12 protein-coding genes, 1 tRNA gene and 1 rRNA gene are annotated in these 16923 nt (G+C 47.0%); 9 read left to right on the top strand and 5 right to left on the bottom strand.

Annotated features, from left to right (window positions below; all coding sequences use genetic code 11):
• Window positions 1-48: 48 nt before the first annotated feature.
• From mnmG to ravA, 5 genes are all read right to left on the bottom strand, one after another.
• A complete protein-coding gene (gene mnmG, locus RS889_RS23310; RefSeq protein WP_315708853.1) occupies window positions 49-1938 on the bottom strand; it encodes a tRNA uridine-5-carboxymethylaminomethyl(34) synthesis enzyme MnmG in 1890 nt (629 codons plus the stop codon).
• Between the two features lie 376 nt (window positions 1939-2314).
• Window positions 2315-2758 carry an FMN-binding protein MioC gene (gene mioC, locus RS889_RS23305; RefSeq protein WP_315708852.1) on the bottom strand — a complete coding sequence of 148 codons (444 nt, stop codon included), beginning with the start codon at window positions 2756-2758 and terminating at the stop codon, window positions 2315-2317.
• 90 nt (window positions 2759-2848) lie between these two features.
• The gene (asnC, locus tag RS889_RS23300) at window positions 2849-3310 is read right to left on the bottom strand and encodes a transcriptional regulator AsnC (RefSeq protein ID WP_021013774.1); all 462 of its coding nucleotides are present in this window, start codon (window positions 3308-3310) and stop codon (window positions 2849-2851) included.
• 159 nt (window positions 3311-3469) lie between these two features.
• Window positions 3470-4945, bottom strand: coding sequence for an ATPase RavA stimulator ViaA (viaA, locus tag RS889_RS23295; RefSeq protein WP_315708851.1), 1476 nt, complete (start codon window positions 4943-4945; stop codon window positions 3470-3472).
• Window positions 4946-4950: 5 nt separating this feature from the next.
• On the bottom strand, window positions 4951-6447 hold the full coding sequence (gene ravA, locus RS889_RS23290; RefSeq protein ID WP_315708850.1) for an ATPase RavA: 1497 nt from the start codon (window positions 6445-6447) through the stop codon (window positions 4951-4953).
• A 257-nt stretch (window positions 6448-6704) separates the two neighbouring features.
• Here ravA and kup point away from each other — a divergent pair, with 257 nt between their 5' ends.
• From kup to RS889_RS23245, 9 genes are all read left to right on the top strand, one after another.
• Complete coding sequence (gene kup / locus RS889_RS23285; protein ID WP_021013777.1) at window positions 6705-8573, top strand: low affinity potassium transporter Kup; 1869 nt, start codon at window positions 6705-6707, stop codon at window positions 8571-8573.
• A gap of 278 nt (window positions 8574-8851) precedes the next feature.
• On the top strand, window positions 8852-9271 hold the full coding sequence (gene rbsD / locus RS889_RS23280; RefSeq protein WP_021013778.1) for a D-ribose pyranase: 420 nt from the start codon (window positions 8852-8854) through the stop codon (window positions 9269-9271).
• 7 nt (window positions 9272-9278) lie between these two features.
• On the top strand, window positions 9279-10784 hold the full coding sequence (gene rbsA / locus RS889_RS23275; protein ID WP_315708849.1) for a ribose ABC transporter ATP-binding protein RbsA: 1506 nt from the start codon (window positions 9279-9281) through the stop codon (window positions 10782-10784).
• 7 nt (window positions 10785-10791) lie between these two features.
• Complete coding sequence (rbsC, locus tag RS889_RS23270) at window positions 10792-11760, top strand: ribose ABC transporter permease (RefSeq protein ID WP_021013780.1); 969 nt, start codon at window positions 10792-10794, stop codon at window positions 11758-11760.
• Between the two features lie 25 nt (window positions 11761-11785).
• Window positions 11786-12673, top strand: coding sequence for a ribose ABC transporter substrate-binding protein RbsB (gene rbsB / locus RS889_RS23265; protein WP_021013781.1), 888 nt, complete (start codon window positions 11786-11788; stop codon window positions 12671-12673).
• Window positions 12674-12737: 64 nt separating this feature from the next.
• A complete protein-coding gene (rbsK, locus tag RS889_RS23260; RefSeq protein WP_315708848.1) occupies window positions 12738-13664 on the top strand; it encodes a ribokinase in 927 nt (308 codons plus the stop codon).
• Window positions 13665-13667: 3 nt separating this feature from the next.
• A complete protein-coding gene (gene rbsR, locus RS889_RS23255; RefSeq protein WP_425475101.1) occupies window positions 13668-14669 on the top strand; it encodes a ribose operon transcriptional repressor RbsR in 1002 nt (333 codons plus the stop codon).
• Between the two features lie 435 nt (window positions 14670-15104).
• Window positions 15105-16647: ribosomal RNA gene (locus tag RS889_RS23250) — 16S ribosomal RNA — on the top strand.
• Between the two features lie 81 nt (window positions 16648-16728).
• Window positions 16729-16804: transfer RNA gene (locus RS889_RS23245), tRNA-Glu, on the top strand.
• Window positions 16805-16923: the final 119 nt, after the last annotated feature.

Here is a 16923-nt window from a genome sequence, read left to right as displayed (position 1 = left end):
CTGTATCTCCACAGCTAGATTTACGGGCTATTTTGCTAAAAACGACTATCAGGCACTGCGGCGCAGCATCCCCTGTTTTTTCAGCCAAACCAGTAAAATTGAGATTGCAGCTGGTGTAATACCAGAAATACGCGATGCCTGGCCAATGGAACCCGGTTTATGATCATTCAACTTTATAATAACCTCATTTGATAATCCGGTTACCTGCTGATAATCCAGTCCTGCGGGCAATAGCGCATTTTCATTGCGGAGTTGTTTTTCAACTTCATCCTGTTGACGGGCAATATACCCTTCATATTTCACCTGAATTTCTACCTGCTCTGCCGCTTTATCATCGGTTAGTGCAGGGGCGAACATCGGTAACCCGGTCAACATAGCGTAGTTAATTTCCGGACGGCGCAGTAGCTCTTCACCGCTGGCTTCTCGAGAAAGTGGTGTTTTCAGTAAGGAATTAATCTGATCACGATTCTCTGACAACGGATGAACATGAATATCACGCAGGCGCTGCCGTTCCTTCTCAATATTTTCCAACTTCTCGTTGAATGCGGCCCAACGAACATTATCCACCATACCCAATTGACGACCAATTTCCGTCAACCGTAGGTCAGCATTGTCTTCGCGCAGCATCAGACGATATTCAGCCCGCGAAGTAAACATGCGGTAAGGTTCTTTGGTTCCCAATGTGCAGAGATCATCAACTAAAACACCGATGTAAGCTTGATCGCGTCGAGGTGTCCACCCTTCCTGATCAAATGCCAGACGAGCAGCATTCAATCCAGCCAGCATTCCCTGCGCAGCAGCTTCTTCGTAACCGGTTGTCCCGTTGATCTGACCGGCAAAGAAAAGACCGTGAATAAATTTATTTTCCAGTGTCGGTTTTAAATCGCGAGGATCAAAAAAATCATACTCAATAGCATAACCAGGACGAACAATACGGGCATTCTCCATCCCTTGCATGGAACGGACAATCTGCCACTGTATGTCAAATGGTAGGCTGGTAGAAATGCCGTTAGGGTAGATTTCATTGCTGCTCAACCCTTCTGGTTCAAGAAATATCTGGTGGGTATTACGATCGGCAAAACGCATCACCTTGTCTTCAATGGATGGGCAATAGCGTGGCCCGATCCCCGCGATGACGCCAGTGTACATTGGACTACGATCCAAATTATTGCGGATCACCTCATGAGTGCGCTCATTGGTGTGGGTGATATAACAAGGCATCTGTGCCGGATGCTGGCCAGGATCTCCCAGAAAGGAAAAAACAGGCATCGGGTTATCACCGTGCTGTTGCGTCAATACACTGAAATCAATAGTCCGGGCATCTATGCGTGGTGGAGTACCGGTTTTTAAACGTCCGACTCGCAACGGTAATTCACGTAAACGGTGGGCTAATGGAATGGATGGTGGATCGCCAGCTCTACCACCGCTGTAGTTATCCAGACCAATATGTATTTTACCGTCCAGAAATGTTCCTACCGTCAGCACTACGGCTTTGGCACGGAACTTCAATCCCATCTGGGTAATGGCTCCTACAACCTGATCATTTTCCACAATCAGATCGTCAACTGCCTGCTGGAAGATCATCAGATTTGGCTGGTTTTCCAGTGCAGTACGCACTGCTTGGCGATAAAGAACCCGATCGGCTTGTGCACGAGTAGCTCGTACTGCAGGACCTTTACTGATGTTTAGTATCCTAAACTGAATACCTGCTTGATCGATGGCTTTAGCCATCAGTCCACCCATGGCATCAAGTTCTTTTACCAGATGACCTTTCCCTATACCGCCGATAGCCGGGTTACAGGACATCTGTCCCAGCGTATCAATATTGTGTGTCAGTAAGAGGGTTTGACGTCCCATACGGGCCGAGGCCATGGCGGCTTCAGTGCCTGCATGACCACCACCGATCACGATGACGTCAAAAGGATCTGGATAAAACATGGTACTACACCTCGAGTGGTTGCGAATGATCGTTACTAACCTTGGGTGAAGGATTCTACTCAAGTTTATGCCAATGACCAAATGTGTTGGATCGTCGTGTAATTAAAGAAAGATCTTTTTATTTAAAGATCTTCTTATTAGATCTCTTATTAGGATCGACATGTTCTGTGGATAAGCCATGATCCTTTAATGAGATCAATCGATTACTGTTGATCACTAGTTGTGAATGATCGGTGATCCCAGACAGTATAAGCTGGGATCTAAACCTATAGTTATGCACAGATTAAAAAACAATCTAACGTTGTTATTGGGATAACTACGGGTTTTACCCCGCTTATTAAGTGTTTTATCCACAGTTAACTGCTGTATAAATAAGCTATCTGAGTAAATTAACCCATGATCCCAACCATTCTTCTGCGGGATCTTCCGGAATTTCATGTTGGGTTATGTCGATCATCAGGAGATCACCGATCCTTTTTGCGCCTCGATCCTGTAATAGATGATCAACGGTGATTATCGCACCGCAGAATGCGTCATATTCTTTACTGCCTATACCAATGGCACCAAAACGAACCTGGGACAGATCGGGTTTTTGTTCTTCCAGTGCTTCAAACAGCGGCTGTAAGTTATCAGGGATATCACCTGCACCATGAGTCGATGTGACAACCAACCACAAACCGTTGTCCGGAATTTCATTCAGATCAGGCCCATGTAGCATAACGGTGGAAAACCCCTTTTTTTTCAATAACTCTTCCAAATGTTCGGCTACATACTCCGCACTACCGAGTGTACTGCCGCTGATAAGGGTTATGTCAGTCATACATGATCTCACCTGATTAAAGACGGGACATTGTACGCTGTGATTTTTGTGGGATCTACCTGTGGACAATCGGGGGATAAGAATAAAGTATCAAGGAGCAATGGTGCGCATGATCGGGTTCTGTAGTGAGATCAGTGTTTCCGTGGACTGAATTTCATCAATTGTTTGGATCTTGTTGATAAGTACATGTTGTAAGGCGTCGATGGAACGGCACATAACCTTAATAAAGATGCTGTAATGACCCGTGGTGTAATAAGCCTCTACCACTTCTTCCAGATTGTTCAGTTTTTCCAGCGCTGAAGGATAGTCCTTGGCACTTTTCAGGATAATGCCGATGAAACAGCACACGTCGTACCCCAGTTGTTTAGGGTTCACATCAAGTCGGGTACCTATAATGATACCGGCCTGTTTCATCTTTTCTACTCGTACGTGAATGGTTCCCGGGCTGACGGCAAACTGCTTTGCCAGTTCGGCATAAGGTGTTCGGGCATTATCCATTAATACACTAAGAATGCCGCGATCAAGGTCATCAAGGGAATAAGTGTCGGCCATGAAATAGACTCTTTACTCACTGTTGGGTGCATTTACTGCTTACAGTATGATTGATCAATGTTTATAGCGAATAATTTTTTTTCTTTAAAGAAAGAATGAATCCATTAAACAATAAGCACAAGAAATACTAAAACTTGTTTATAAGTAATAAACAACGAATTATTTTTTTTCATGATGGAAACGACGCAAAAGACGGCTTTTCAAGCCGGTATCGAAGCGCCAGATATGATCGAATATCCGTAATATTCCAGGCTTACCGTGATCGGACATCGCGACAGCGTGGAAACGGTGATGAAGTTGTTGCTGGCGGCGTCTGACTTTATTGATGACATCGTCAGGCAATCTCTGAGCAATAAAATCAGAAATAATGACGGCATCGGCATCCCGCCATGATGAATCGTTCATTTTATCCATTAGTGTTGTTATACAGTTCGTCAGATCGGTACCGCCGCGAAATGTTTGATTAAGAAAACGAATTACCTGTTCAATTCCGTCTGCTGAAGTCAATTCGTAACTTATTATCTCGTTAGAGAACAACATAATATAACAACGGCGATTATCCGCCAGAGCCACTCTCATCAAAGCCAGACAAAATGCTTTTGCGCAGCGTTCGTTAAATCCCCCCATAGAACCAGAGGTATCGACACAGACGATAAATGGTCCTCGAGGTTGTTGTTCATTCTGTTGATGGATTACGGGTCGTTCTACTATTTTTTCACGCCAGTTTTCACCCTGCAGGCGATAGGTCAACAGTTGGTGTTCCAGAAGTCGCCGGTAAAATTCGTATTCCAGTTCGTCGATACCCACGGTGGAGAGTTCGGTGGGTAATAGCCGCAGAATATCGTCGCTCTGATGAATGCCGTTCACCTGTTCGGGTAGGGTGGCGAGTTCCCGAACCATCACTCGGAATTCCTCTTTTTGCGCATCGTGACTCAGGATGGATTTGGTTTCCTGGCTGCGACCCAGTCTTTCCGCCAAACGTTGTAGTTCTGGCTGTTGTTTCAGGAAGTTGCCAATATCCAGCAGCGCTTTGAGATCGGTTTTTATCAGCTTACTGGCACTGAGATCCCACAATCGACCCGCGGCGGTTTCATTTTCAGCCAGAATGGGTTCTAGCGCTCCGCTCAGAGTTAAACGCCGCTGTAGTTCATCCAGCAGATTATCCCGTTCCTGTTCCATTATCTGCTGGTGCAGAGTCAGTGTTTGCAATGTCAGGCTGACATGCCATCGCTGCATAAATAAAGAGTGCAAACCGCTGGTTATTTTTTGTTCAATCTGGCGTTCGGGTGTGTTAATCAGTTTATCTGCTGGAGAGAAAAACGGTGAATCTACCGTGTTCAGCATGGACATTATTTTCGGTAGACTGGCTTGAAATGTCTGGCTGCTGGCTAACCGAGTGTTTTGATAACAATTGAACTCTTTTTCCAGATCTGGAGGCGTCTGAGTGCTGCGCAACCGCTGTTTGAGGTTATTCTTCCACATTGGAAGATCGTTCAATAGTGCTTTTTTCAGACGAGGATACTTTTCGAAATACATCACAAACTGAGGCGTAGCCAGCAGTGTGGCAATGAGATCATCCAACAGATCGTTTTCATCAATGGACAATAGCATCTCTAAAGATTCCAGCGTCAGCATTGTTTTTACTCCCGTTGTGACTGTTCTATCTGTTCATTGACCTGTTGCAGACTTTCTTCAATCTTTGCCAACCACTCTTGAGGGACAAACAAACAAGGTTGATGTCGTTCAAATAGTCGCCGTTGTTCCTGTAATTGAATTTTCAGCGTTTCGTATTCCTGAGCGATATCTTCCGGCAGAGTACAATTTATTTTATCTGGTAGCGATAAAATTGAACTTTGCAAGCTGATATCCCTGATGATCAGATACTGATGTTCGTCCACCAGCATATCCAACTGCTGACTAAACCCTACGTTATTCAGTTTACCGCGGATTTCACCACCTTTTTGCAACCAACTGGTTAGTTTTTCTCTGTCTATAATCACATGGGTTACAGTGTGATCCTTGATAATCAACGGTTTTTGCAGTACCAACGTGAGTGTCGGCGTTGTTATGGTATCCGGTAGCGTGTAATGTGCTGTTCTGCCAAAGAAAGAACCTTGTTTTTCAACTCTGAATGCCTGCAACTCACTCTGTTGTTGTTGATATTGCTGACGCTTTGCATTTAATTGCTGCAACCGGAACAGCAATGTCCGTTGTTGATAGGATTGTTCAGTCATCAACAACTCTAACTGTTGCTCCACCAGATGGAGTGAGTCAAGATCGTGCCATAAACAGTCTTTCAGCAGGATGATATCCACAGATGTAATTGATTCACGACCACTGAAAAAGGCACAGGCCTTCAACAGGCGAATTGCTTTTTTCCATCGCCGATCAGAGATATAAGGGGCGTTTTCCTGCGTTTCCAGTTGTTGTCGCAACTGGTAAATCAGCTCAAAACAAATCCCCGGTAAGGGGATGTTATCGATATCGGACTGCCATTGGTGGTATTCTTCATCGCTGACGCTAAGCCCAGCGCTGACCGGATTTTCGTTGTCATTACTGTTGCTGGTGAGTAATGCGAGGAAATTATGTTTGTCCTGCACCCGATCAAGCCACAGGCGGATGAGCATGCGGTCATACAATGCTTCCAGGCTGCTGTCGGCTTCAGGTAATTCATTGGATGCGGTAACCAATAAACGCATAGGAATGGGATCTTCACTATTACCATTGCGAAAACGGCGTTCATTTATTGCTGTTAGCAAGGTGTTCAGAATGGCGGGGCCCGCTTTCCATATTTCATCCAGAAATACGATTTCAGCTTCCGGCAGATAACCGGTCGTCAAACGCTGATAGCGTCCTTCATCTTTCAATGCCTGAATAGATAGCGGACCGAATACTTCTTCTGGTGTAGAGAAGCGAGTCATCAGATATTCAAAGGCAATAGCGTGTTTAAAGGCATATTTAAGACGCCTGGCTATCAGACTCTTTGCTATCCCGGGAGGGCCTAATAAAAAGACGCTCTCGCCGCTTAGCGCAGCCAGAAGGCATAGACGAATGGCGTGCTGCCGTTCATAAAGACCGTGTTCAAGGGCGTGGCTGAGTCGAGCAATTCTATCAGCCAGTGCTGTGGGCTGTATCATAATTAATCCATCGTTCCCGTGTGTTGCAGCCAGGAAGTGCAAAAATAAACGTCAAAAGACTACTTTTTACTCATACTCTGTTTGTTGATTATTGGCACTGTTAGTGACGTTAATCAATAAAGGTTCCTTACCAAATAGGCAAACGGTAATTTAAAAAATAGGTTTTTGCGGCGATTTGTGCATACTGTGCGTTTTCGGGCTAGTGCAACCAGGAATGGTCCGATTCGTTAATAAATTAATAACAGAAGACAAGGTTTATGAGTTCTGAACATAAACGTTCACTTCCGGCAATAACGCTGGCTGCGATTGGGGTGGTCTATGGTGATATTGGTACCAGCCCTCTGTATACGCTTCGAGAGTGTCTGTCCGGACAGTTTGGTTTTGGGGTTGAACCTGATTCCGTATTCGGTTTTCTCTCTCTGATTTTTTGGCTTTTGATTCTGGTCGTGTCCCTGAAATATCTCACCTATGTGATGCGTGCGGATAATGCGGGTGAAGGTGGCATACTGACGTTAATGTCTCTCGCCGGGCGAAACACATCAGATCGAATGACCTCTGTGCTAGTGATCATGGGCTTGATCGGTGGCAGTTTTTTTTATGGAGAGGTTGTTATTACACCGGCTATTTCAGTGCTGTCAGCGATTGAAGGTCTGGATATTGCTGCCCCTTCTCTGGATTCTTACATTATCCCCATTTCCGTTGTTGTACTGACATTGTTGTTTATGATTCAGAAACATGGGACTGGAAGCGTGGGAAAATTGTTTGCCCCGGTGATGTTACTGTGGTTTTTGTCTCTGGGGATTCTTGGTGCCCGCGGTGTTATCGCCAATCCGGAAGTGTTACGGGCGCTGAATCCTAAATGGGCGATTAACTTTTTTATTGAATATAAGTTGGTGGCTTTTTTCGCGCTTGGTGCCGTGGTACTTGCTATTACCGGGGTGGAAGCCCTTTATGCCGATATGGGACACTTTGGTAAATTACCCATTCGTATTGCCTGGTTTTCGGCGGTGCTGCCTTCACTAGTGTTGAATTATTTCGGGCAAGGGGCGTTGCTGCTGAAAGACCCTGATGCCATCAAAAACCCATTTTTCCTTCTGGCACCTGACTGGGCATTGATACCGTTATTGATTCTGGCAACCTTGGCAACCATCATTGCATCTCAGGCAGTGATTTCCGGCGTGTTTTCCTTAACTCGTCAGGCGGTTCGACTTGGCTATTTACCGCCAATGCGTATTGTTCATACCTCTGACATGGAATCCGGGCAGATTTATATTCCGGCAGTTAACTGGTTGTTATATATCGCTGTGGTCATTGTGATTGTCAGCTTTGAACACTCCAGTAATCTGGCGGCCGCATATGGTATCGCGGTGACGGGTACGATGGTGTTGACCAGTATTCTTTCCTGTACCGTGGCAATCAAAAACTGGCACTGGTATCGCTATCTGGTGTGGTTGTTGCTTGTCGTATTATTGATGATCGATTTGCCCATGTTCCTGGCTAATATGAGCAAGATTGTTTCCGGTGGTTGGCTACCTCTGACGTTGGGATTGGTGATGTTTATCATCATGACGACCTGGAAAAGCGAACGCTTTGGCTTGTTGCGTCGTATTCATGAGCATGGAAACTCACTGGATGCGATGATTGTTTCACTGGAGAAGAATCCGCCAGTGCGCGTGCCAGGAACCGCTGTCTATCTTTCCCGCGCTACTCATGTGATTCCTTTTGCACTGTTGCATAACCTGAAACATAACAAGATATTACATGAACGCGTAGTATTGATGACCATCAGGACGGAAGATGCACCTTATGTACATAATGCCAAACGGGTATCAGTGGAACAGCTATCCGCCTCATTCTGGCGTGTGATTGCCAGTTACGGTTGGCGTGAAACACCCAATGTGGAAGAGGTCTTCCACCGTTGCTGGCAAGATGGTTTAACCTGTCAAATGATGGAAACCACTTTTTTCCTGTCTAATGAATCGCTGAGCATGGGGAAACGTCCATGGTATCTGCGCTTGCGTGGTAAATTGTTCATGATGCTGAGCCGTAATGCGCTACGTGCTGCTGATCAATTTGAAATACCACCTAACCGATTGATTGAGCTGGGCATTCAGGTGGAGATATGACAAGTGAGTCGAACGTAAAAATGATGTGAATGCCCCCTATTTGCGTGAACCGTGCCATCCCCGGCACGGTTATTTTATTAATCCATGATTACCAGTCTTACTGCTTACCAGACGATTAACGCATTACTTTTCATATTCAGACACTCCGGTTCTTACTTTTGTTGAACAAGCGAAACGTTTCGATGATGATCACATTTTGATAATATTATCGTTGCCTTCTGGCGATGTTTTTTTACACTATCCTGGAAGCGAAACGTTTCGCTGTTAGGATATAGAATATGAAAAAAGGTGCGTTGCTAAATTCCGAAGTTTCTTCTGTTATTTCCCGGCTCGGGCATACCGATCAAATTGTGATTGGGGATGCGGGGTTACCCATTCCGGAAATGACGACCCGTATCGATCTGGCATTAACCCACAATGTACCTACTTTTTTGCAGATACTTGAAGTGGTAACAACAGAGATGCAGGTTGAGGCGGCCATTCTGGCCGAAGAAATTATCGAGAAAAATCCACAACTCCATGACGCACTGCTTAATCATTTGAAACAACTTGAGCTACACCAGGGAAACTTAATTTCATTGCATTACATAAGTCATGAAGATTTTAAAAAACAAAGTGGGAAAAGCCGGGCTATTATTCGCAGCGGAGAGTGCTCTCCCTATGCGAATGTGATCCTTTGTGCTGGCGTAACGTTCTGAGGCATAGATGCAACCTTTACTGCAATTGCAAGGCATCACCAAAACCTTCCCCGGTGTGAAGGCTCTTTCAGGCGCAGCCCTGAATGTCTATCCCGGTAAAGTAATGGCGTTGGTGGGAGAAAATGGCGCCGGTAAGTCCACCATGATGAAAGTACTAACCGGTATCTATCGTAAAGATGCGGGTAGTATTCATTTCTTGGGCAAGGAAGTGGATTTCAGCGGCCCGAAAGCATCTCAGGAAGCGGGTATAGGGATTATCCATCAGGAGTTAAACCTGATTCCCCAACTGACGATTGCAGAAAATATTTTTTTGGGTCGTGAATTTACTAATCGTTTTGGTCGTATCGACTGGCCGCAGATGTATGCTGAGGCAAATAAACTGCTTCAGCGTCTTAATCTGCGTTATGACAGCCGTCGTCTGGTGGGAGATCTCTCCATTGGTGAGCAACAAATGGTGGAGATTGCCAAGGTATTAAGCTTCGAATCCAAAGTCATCATTATGGATGAACCGACCGATGCGTTGACGGATACTGAAACGGCCTCCTTGTTCAAAGTGATTAAAGAGCTTCAGTCCCATGGTTGCGGCATTGTTTACATCTCTCATCGCCTGAAAGAAATCTTTGAAATCTGCGACGACGTCACGGTATTCCGTGACGGTCAGTTTATCGGTGAGAGCCCGGTCAATGATTTACAGGAAGACGCTCTTATCGAAATGATGGTGGGCCGCAAGTTGGAAGATCAATATCCGCGGCTTGATCAGGCACCCGGTGACGTGCGCTTGCAGATGACTGAGCTTTCTGGTCCCGGCGCAAAAAATGTAAGCTTTTCGCTACGTAAAGGTGAAATTCTTGGTGTAGCGGGATTGATGGGTGCCGGCCGTACCGAGTTGATGAAAATTCTCTATGGCGCATTACCCCGTACCCACGGTTCTGTGTTCCTTGATGGGCGTGAAATTATTACCCATTCGCCACAAGATGGGTTGGTAAATGGAATAGTCTACATTTCTGAAGACCGCAAACGTGATGGCTTGGTGTTAGGCATGTCGGTGAAAGAGAATATGTCGTTGACGGCATTACGTTACTTCAGCCGAAAAGGTGGTTCACTCAAGCATGCCAAGGAACAACAGGCAGTCAGTGATTTTATCCGGATGTTCAATATTCGTACGCCGACAATGGAGCAGACTATCGGTCTGTTGTCCGGTGGTAACCAGCAGAAGGTCGCCATTGCCCGTGGTTTGATGACGCGACCGAAAGTATTGATCCTTGATGAACCTACCCGCGGTGTGGATGTTGGGGCAAAGAAGGAAATCTATCAGCTAATCAATCAATTCAAACAAGAAGGGCTGAGTATCATTCTGGTGTCATCGGAAATGCCTGAAATTTTAGGTATTAGCGATCGCATTATTGTTATGCATGAAGGCTGCCTGAGCGGTGAATTCCCGATTGAGCAAGCTACCCAGGAAACGCTGATGGCTGCGGCCGTTGGTAAGCAATACGGCGCAAAGCAGGAGTAAATCACATATGAATTCCCAATCTGTTACAGCAAAAAGCTGGTTCAGCAAAGAGTGGCTGCTGGAACAAAAATCGTTGATTGCCCTGTTGATTCTTATCGCTGTGGTTTCCTCGATGAGTCCCAATTTTTTTACGCTGAATAATCTGTTCAATATTCTGCAGCAAACTTCTGTTAACGCCATCATGGCTGTGGGAATGACGCTGGTTATCCTGACATCGGGTATTGATCTTTCAGTCGGTTCGCTATTGGCGCTGACTGGCGCTGTTGCCGCTTCAATTGTCGGGATGGAAATCAATGCGCTGGTTGCTATATTCAGTGCGCTGGCACTCGGGGCAGTGATTGGTGCCGGTACCGGAGTTATTGTCGCCAAAGGTCGGGTTCAGGCGTTTATCGCTACGCTGGTGATGATGATGCTGCTGCGTGGTGTCACCATGGTGTATACCAGCGGAAGTCCTATTAATACCGGTTTTTCTGCGCAAGCAGATGCGTTAGGTTGGTTTGGCATCGGGCGTCCTTTAGGTGTACCTACGCCAATCTGGATTATGGCGGTGGTCTTCCTTGCTGCCTGGTACATGCTGCACCATACCCGCATTGGGCGTTATATCTATGCGTTGGGTGGTAATGAAGCGGCGACCCGTCTTTCAGGGATCAGTGTCGACAAGGTTAAAATTGTCGTCTATTCATTGTGCGGTCTGTTATCGGCGCTGGCGGGTATTATCGAAGTTGCCCGTTTGTCTTCGGCTCAGCCAACGGCAGGGACGGGTTATGAGCTGGACGCCATTGCAGCGGTTGTGCTGGGTGGTACCAGTTTGTCTGGTGGTAAAGGGCGTGTATTTGGAACCTTAATTGGTGCCCTGATTTTAGGTTTTTTGAATAACGGACTAAATCTATTAGGTGTTTCTTCTTACTATCAGATGATCGTCAAGGCAGTCGTTATTTTGCTGGCGGTTTTGGTAGATAACAAAAGCAGTAAATAACCTTCATTCACACAGGAATTGAGATATGAATTTAAAGAAGCTTGCTACTCTAGTTTCCGCTATTGCTCTGAGTGCTACGGTCAGTACCAACGCTATGGCAAAGGATACTATTGCCCTGGTGATTTCTACGTTAAATAACCCTTTCTTTGTTTCATTGAAGGACGGAGCGCAAAAAGAAGCGGATAAACTGGGTTATAACCTGGTTGTACTGGACTCTCAAAACAATCCAGCCAAAGAACTGGCCAACGTACAGGATTTAACCGTGCGTGGTACCAAAGTGTTACTGATCAACCCGACTGATTCTGACGCTGTGGGTAACGCCGTTAAAATGGCTAATAAGGCCAAAATTCCAGTGATAACACTAGACCGCGTTGCTGCCAGTGGTGAAGTCGTGAGTCATGTCGCTTCTGATAACACATTCGGCGGTAAAATTGCTGGTGATTTTATCGCTAGAAAACTGGGCAAAGGTGCCAAAGTTATTCAATTGGAAGGTCTTGCCGGGACTTCTGCCGCACGTGAACGTGGTGCTGGCTTTATGAAATCAGCCGAGAAAAACAAGTTTGTCATTCTGGCCAGCCAACCAGCTGACTTCGACCGTACCAAAGGTCTGAACGTAATGCAGAACTTGCTGACGGCACATCCTGATGTACAAGCTGTATTTGCTCAGAATGACGAAATGGCATTGGGTGCAATTCGTGCGTTGCAGATTGCGGGTAAAAATGGCGTCATGGTTGTTGGCTTTGACGGTACAGCAGACGGCATTAAAGCGGTTGAAAGTGGCAAAATGGCGGCGACGGTAGCTCAACGTCCGGATCAGATCGGCGTGATCGGCGTTGAAACTGCGGATAGAGTGCTGAAAGGCGAAAAAGTACAGGCCATCATTCCTGTTGATCTGAAACTGGTTACCAAATAATAAAAAGCGGTGCTGTGTGCCACTCTGATTGAGTGGCACACGATTAACTTTGGGGTTTTACGTAATGAAATCAGGCAAGCTGGTAGTATTGGGCAGTATCAATGCGGACCATATTCTGAATCTCGAGCAGTTTCCCCGGCCGGGTGAAACGGTGATCGGTAAGCAATATGGTGTGGCATTTGGTGGTAAAGGCGCCAATCAGGCTGTAGCTGCCGGACGCAGTGGAGCAGTTATCTCTTTTATTGCCTGCGTGGGTGATGATGATATGGGTACTCGCATTCGTCAGCAGCTTGCCAGCGACAATATTGATGTTTCTGCCGTAGAAAAGATATCTGGAGAGACGACAGGTGTCGCGCTGATTTTCGTTAATGGCGAAGCTGAGAATATGATCGGTATTCATGCCGGAGCCAACGCTGCCGTCACACCAGCGTACCTCAAGTTGTATCAGCAAAAAATCATTGATGCATCGGCGTTGTTAATGCAGTTGGAATCTCCGTTGGAAACCGTTACTGCCGCTGCCAGGCTGGCACATGAACAGGGAACGCAGGTTATTCTTAACCCCGCGCCTGCCTGTCATCTTCCAGACGAGTTGTTATCGCTGGTGGATATTATTACGCCTAATGAAACTGAAGCGCAGATCCTGACTGGTGTTGCTGTCGAAACGGAAGAAGACGCTCAGCGAGCTGCCCGGGTATTGCACGATAAAGGTATTAAAACGGTACTAATCACATTAGGAAGTCGTGGCGTCTGGTTGAGCGAACAGGGGCTGGGACAACGTATTCCTGGTTTTCGCGTGAAAGCGGTTGATACTATCGCCGCTGGTGATACGTTCAACGGTGCGTTGGTGACTGCGTTACTGGAAAAACAGCCGATGGCGACTGCAGTGAGGTTTGCTCATGCTGCCGCCGCTATTGCCGTGACGCGTTATGGCGCACAACCTTCAGTACCATGGCGTGAAGAGATCGATGCTTTCTTGCAAGCACAGGGGTGATCTTTGACCACAATGAAAGATGTTGCCCGTCTTGCTGGGGTCTCGACTTCAACAGTTTCCCACGTTATCAATAACAATCGCTTTGTCAGCGATGCAATTCGTAACAAAGTGATGAATGTGGTCGATCAGTTGAATTATGCGCCGTCGGCGGTGGCTCGCAGCCTTAAGATCAATCAGACCAGAACTATCGGAATGTTACTCACCGCCAGTAGCAACCCGTTTTATGCTGAAGTAGTGCGTGGCGTAGAGCGTTGTTGTTATGAACGCGGATATAGTCTGATTCTATGTAATACCGAAGGTGATCATGACCGCATGAGCCGCAGTTTGGAAACATTGCTACAAAAGCGGGTCGATGGATTACTGCTTATGTGCACTGAAAGTCATATGCCGTCACCGGATATTCTTCGCCGCTACCCGTCAATACCTACAGTGATGATGGATTGGGCACCTTTTGAAGGGAGCAGTGACGTCATTAAGGACAACTCTCTACAGGGTGGAGAGATGGCAACAAACTATCTTATTTCGCAAGGCTACCAGAAAATAGCCTGCATTGCCGGGCCACAAGATAAGACAACCGCCTATAACCGACTTGTGGGGTATCGCAATGCGATGAATCAGGCAGGATTATCCGTTTTTGATGATTATGTGGTAGTTGGTGATTTTGAGTTCGAAACTGGCTTTCGCGCTATGCAGAAACTGCTGTTGTTAAAAGATCGACCTGATGCCGTATTTACCAGTAATGATGCAATGGCTGTTGGTGTTTACCATGCTTTGTATCAGGCGGGGCTCTCTGTTCCTGATGATATGTCTGTCGTAGGATATGATGATATTGAACTGGCCCGTTATATGTCACCGCCTTTGACGACGATTCATCAGCCAAAGGATGAGCTGGGTGAACTGGCGATAGATACGCTACTACATCGGTTGGAACATCCTGATACTGAGCCGAATGTCCTGGTTCTTACACCAGAATTGATAGTTCGAGAATCCGTTGGTAAACGGTAAGTCATTCTCCTCATATACTCCGCTATAAGCACTGAAAAGATCAGCATAACGTGGTTTATTCCCGCGTATCGGTGAAAAAAAACGCACTTGTGATTTTTTTTGCAATTACCCCTTGTCAGGCCAGGAGAAGTGCCTATAATGCGCCTCCACTGACCCGGCGCTGGTGAACAACACAACGCAGAGTCAGGCCGGGAAAAACGAATTATTCGTTGACTCTGCAAGAGGATAGCGTAGTATACGCGACCTCACGTCAGCGGCGGTGCCGCGGCGAACGCTCTTTAACAATATAATCAGACAATCTGTGTGGGCACTCACAGGACCCTATCGTAATCAATACGAAAAGACTTGAAGAGTGACTGACAGTAAATTCATTACGAATAAACAGTTATAAATTCTTTGAGCATCGCTTCTTCGGAAGCATATCAAACAAATCTTAAATTGAAGAGTTTGATCATGGCTCAGATTGAACGCTGGCGGCAGGCCTAACACATGCAAGTCGAGCGGCAGCGGGGGGAAGCTTGCTTCCCCGCCGGCGAGCGGCGGACGGGTGAGTAATGTCTGGGGATCTGCCTGATGGAGGGGGATAACTACTGGAAACGGTAGCTAATACCGCATGACGTCGCAAGACCAAAGTGGGGGACCTTCGGGCCTCACGCCATTGGATGAACCCAGATGGGATTAGCTGGTAGGTGAGGTAATGGCTCACCTAGGCGACGATCTCTAGCTGGTCTGAGAGGATGACCAGCCACACTGGAACTGAGACACGGTCCAGACTCCTACGGGAGGCAGCAGTGGGGAATATTGCACAATGGGGGAAACCCTGATGCAGCCATGCCGCGTGTATGAAGAAGGCCTTCGGGTTGTAAAGTACTTTCAGCGGGGAGGAAGGGGAGCGCTTTAATAGAGTGTTTCATTGACGTTACCCGCAGAAGAAGCACCGGCTAACTCCGTGCCAGCAGCCGCGGTAATACGGAGGGTGCAAGCGTTAATCGGAATGACTGGGCGTAAAGCGCACGCAGGCGGTCTGTTAAGTTGGATGTGAAATCCCCGGGCTTAACCTGGGAACTGCATTCAAAACTGACAGACTAGAGTCTCGTAGAGGGGGGTAGAATTCCAGGTGTAGCGGTGAAATGCGTAGAGATCTGGAGGAATACCGGTGGCGAAGGCGGCCCCCTGGACGAAGACTGACGCTCAGGTGCGAAAGCGTGGGGAGCAAACAGGATTAGATACCCTGGTAGTCCACGCTGTAAACGATGTCGACTTGAAGGTTGTGGCCTTGAGCCGTGGCTTTCGGAGCTAACGCGTTAAGTCGACCGCCTGGGGAGTACGGCCGCAAGGTTAAAACTCAAATGAATTGACGGGGGCCCGCACAAGCGGTGGAGCATGTGGTTTAATTCGATGCAACGCGAAGAACCTTACCTACTCTTGACATCCTCAGAAGAGACTGGAGACAGACTTGTGCCTTCGGGAACTGAGAGACAGGTGCTGCATGGCTGTCGTCAGCTCGTGTTGTGAAATGTTGGGTTAAGTCCCGCAACGAGCGCAACCCTTATCCTTTGTTGCCAGCGCGTAATGGCGGGAACTCAAGGGAGACTGCCGGTGATAAACCGGAGGAAGGTGGGGATGACGTCAAGTCATCATGGCCCTTACGAGTAGGGCTACACACGTGCTACAATGGCGCATACAAAGAGAAGCGAACTCGCGAGGGCAAGCGGACCTCATAAAGTGCGTCGTAGTCCGGATTGGAGTCTGCAACTCGACTCCATGAAGTCGGAATCGCTAGTAATCGTAGATCAGAATGCTACGGTGAATACGTTCCCGGGCCTTGTACACACCGCCCGTCACACCATGGGAGTGGGTTGCAAAAGAAGTAGGTAGCTTAACCTTCGGGAGGGCGCTTACCACTTTGTGATTCATGACTGGGGTGAAGTCGTAACAAGGTAACCGTAGGGGAACCTGCGGTTGGATCACCTCCTTACCAAAGATAGCCGTTGTGTGAAGTGCTCACACAGATTGTCTGATGAAAACAGAGCGCGCGTCAGCGAAGCCGACATGATGTGTCCCCTTCGTCTAGAGGCCTAGGACACCGCCCTTTCACGGCGGTAACAGGGGTTCGAATCCCCTAGGGGACGCCAAAAATGACAGTGGGTGAAAGGCACGGTCAACGATAACCTAAAGCTGATTAGCGATAGTCAGGTTTATGTTATTTGCTCTTTAACAATCTGGAACAAGCTGAAAATTGAAACGATACAGC

This window comes from Brenneria uluponensis (assembly GCF_032395385.1).
GTDB lineage: Bacteria > Pseudomonadota > Gammaproteobacteria > Enterobacterales > Enterobacteriaceae > Prodigiosinella > Prodigiosinella aquatilis.
This window is presented reverse-complemented; position numbering and strand designations above follow the sequence as displayed.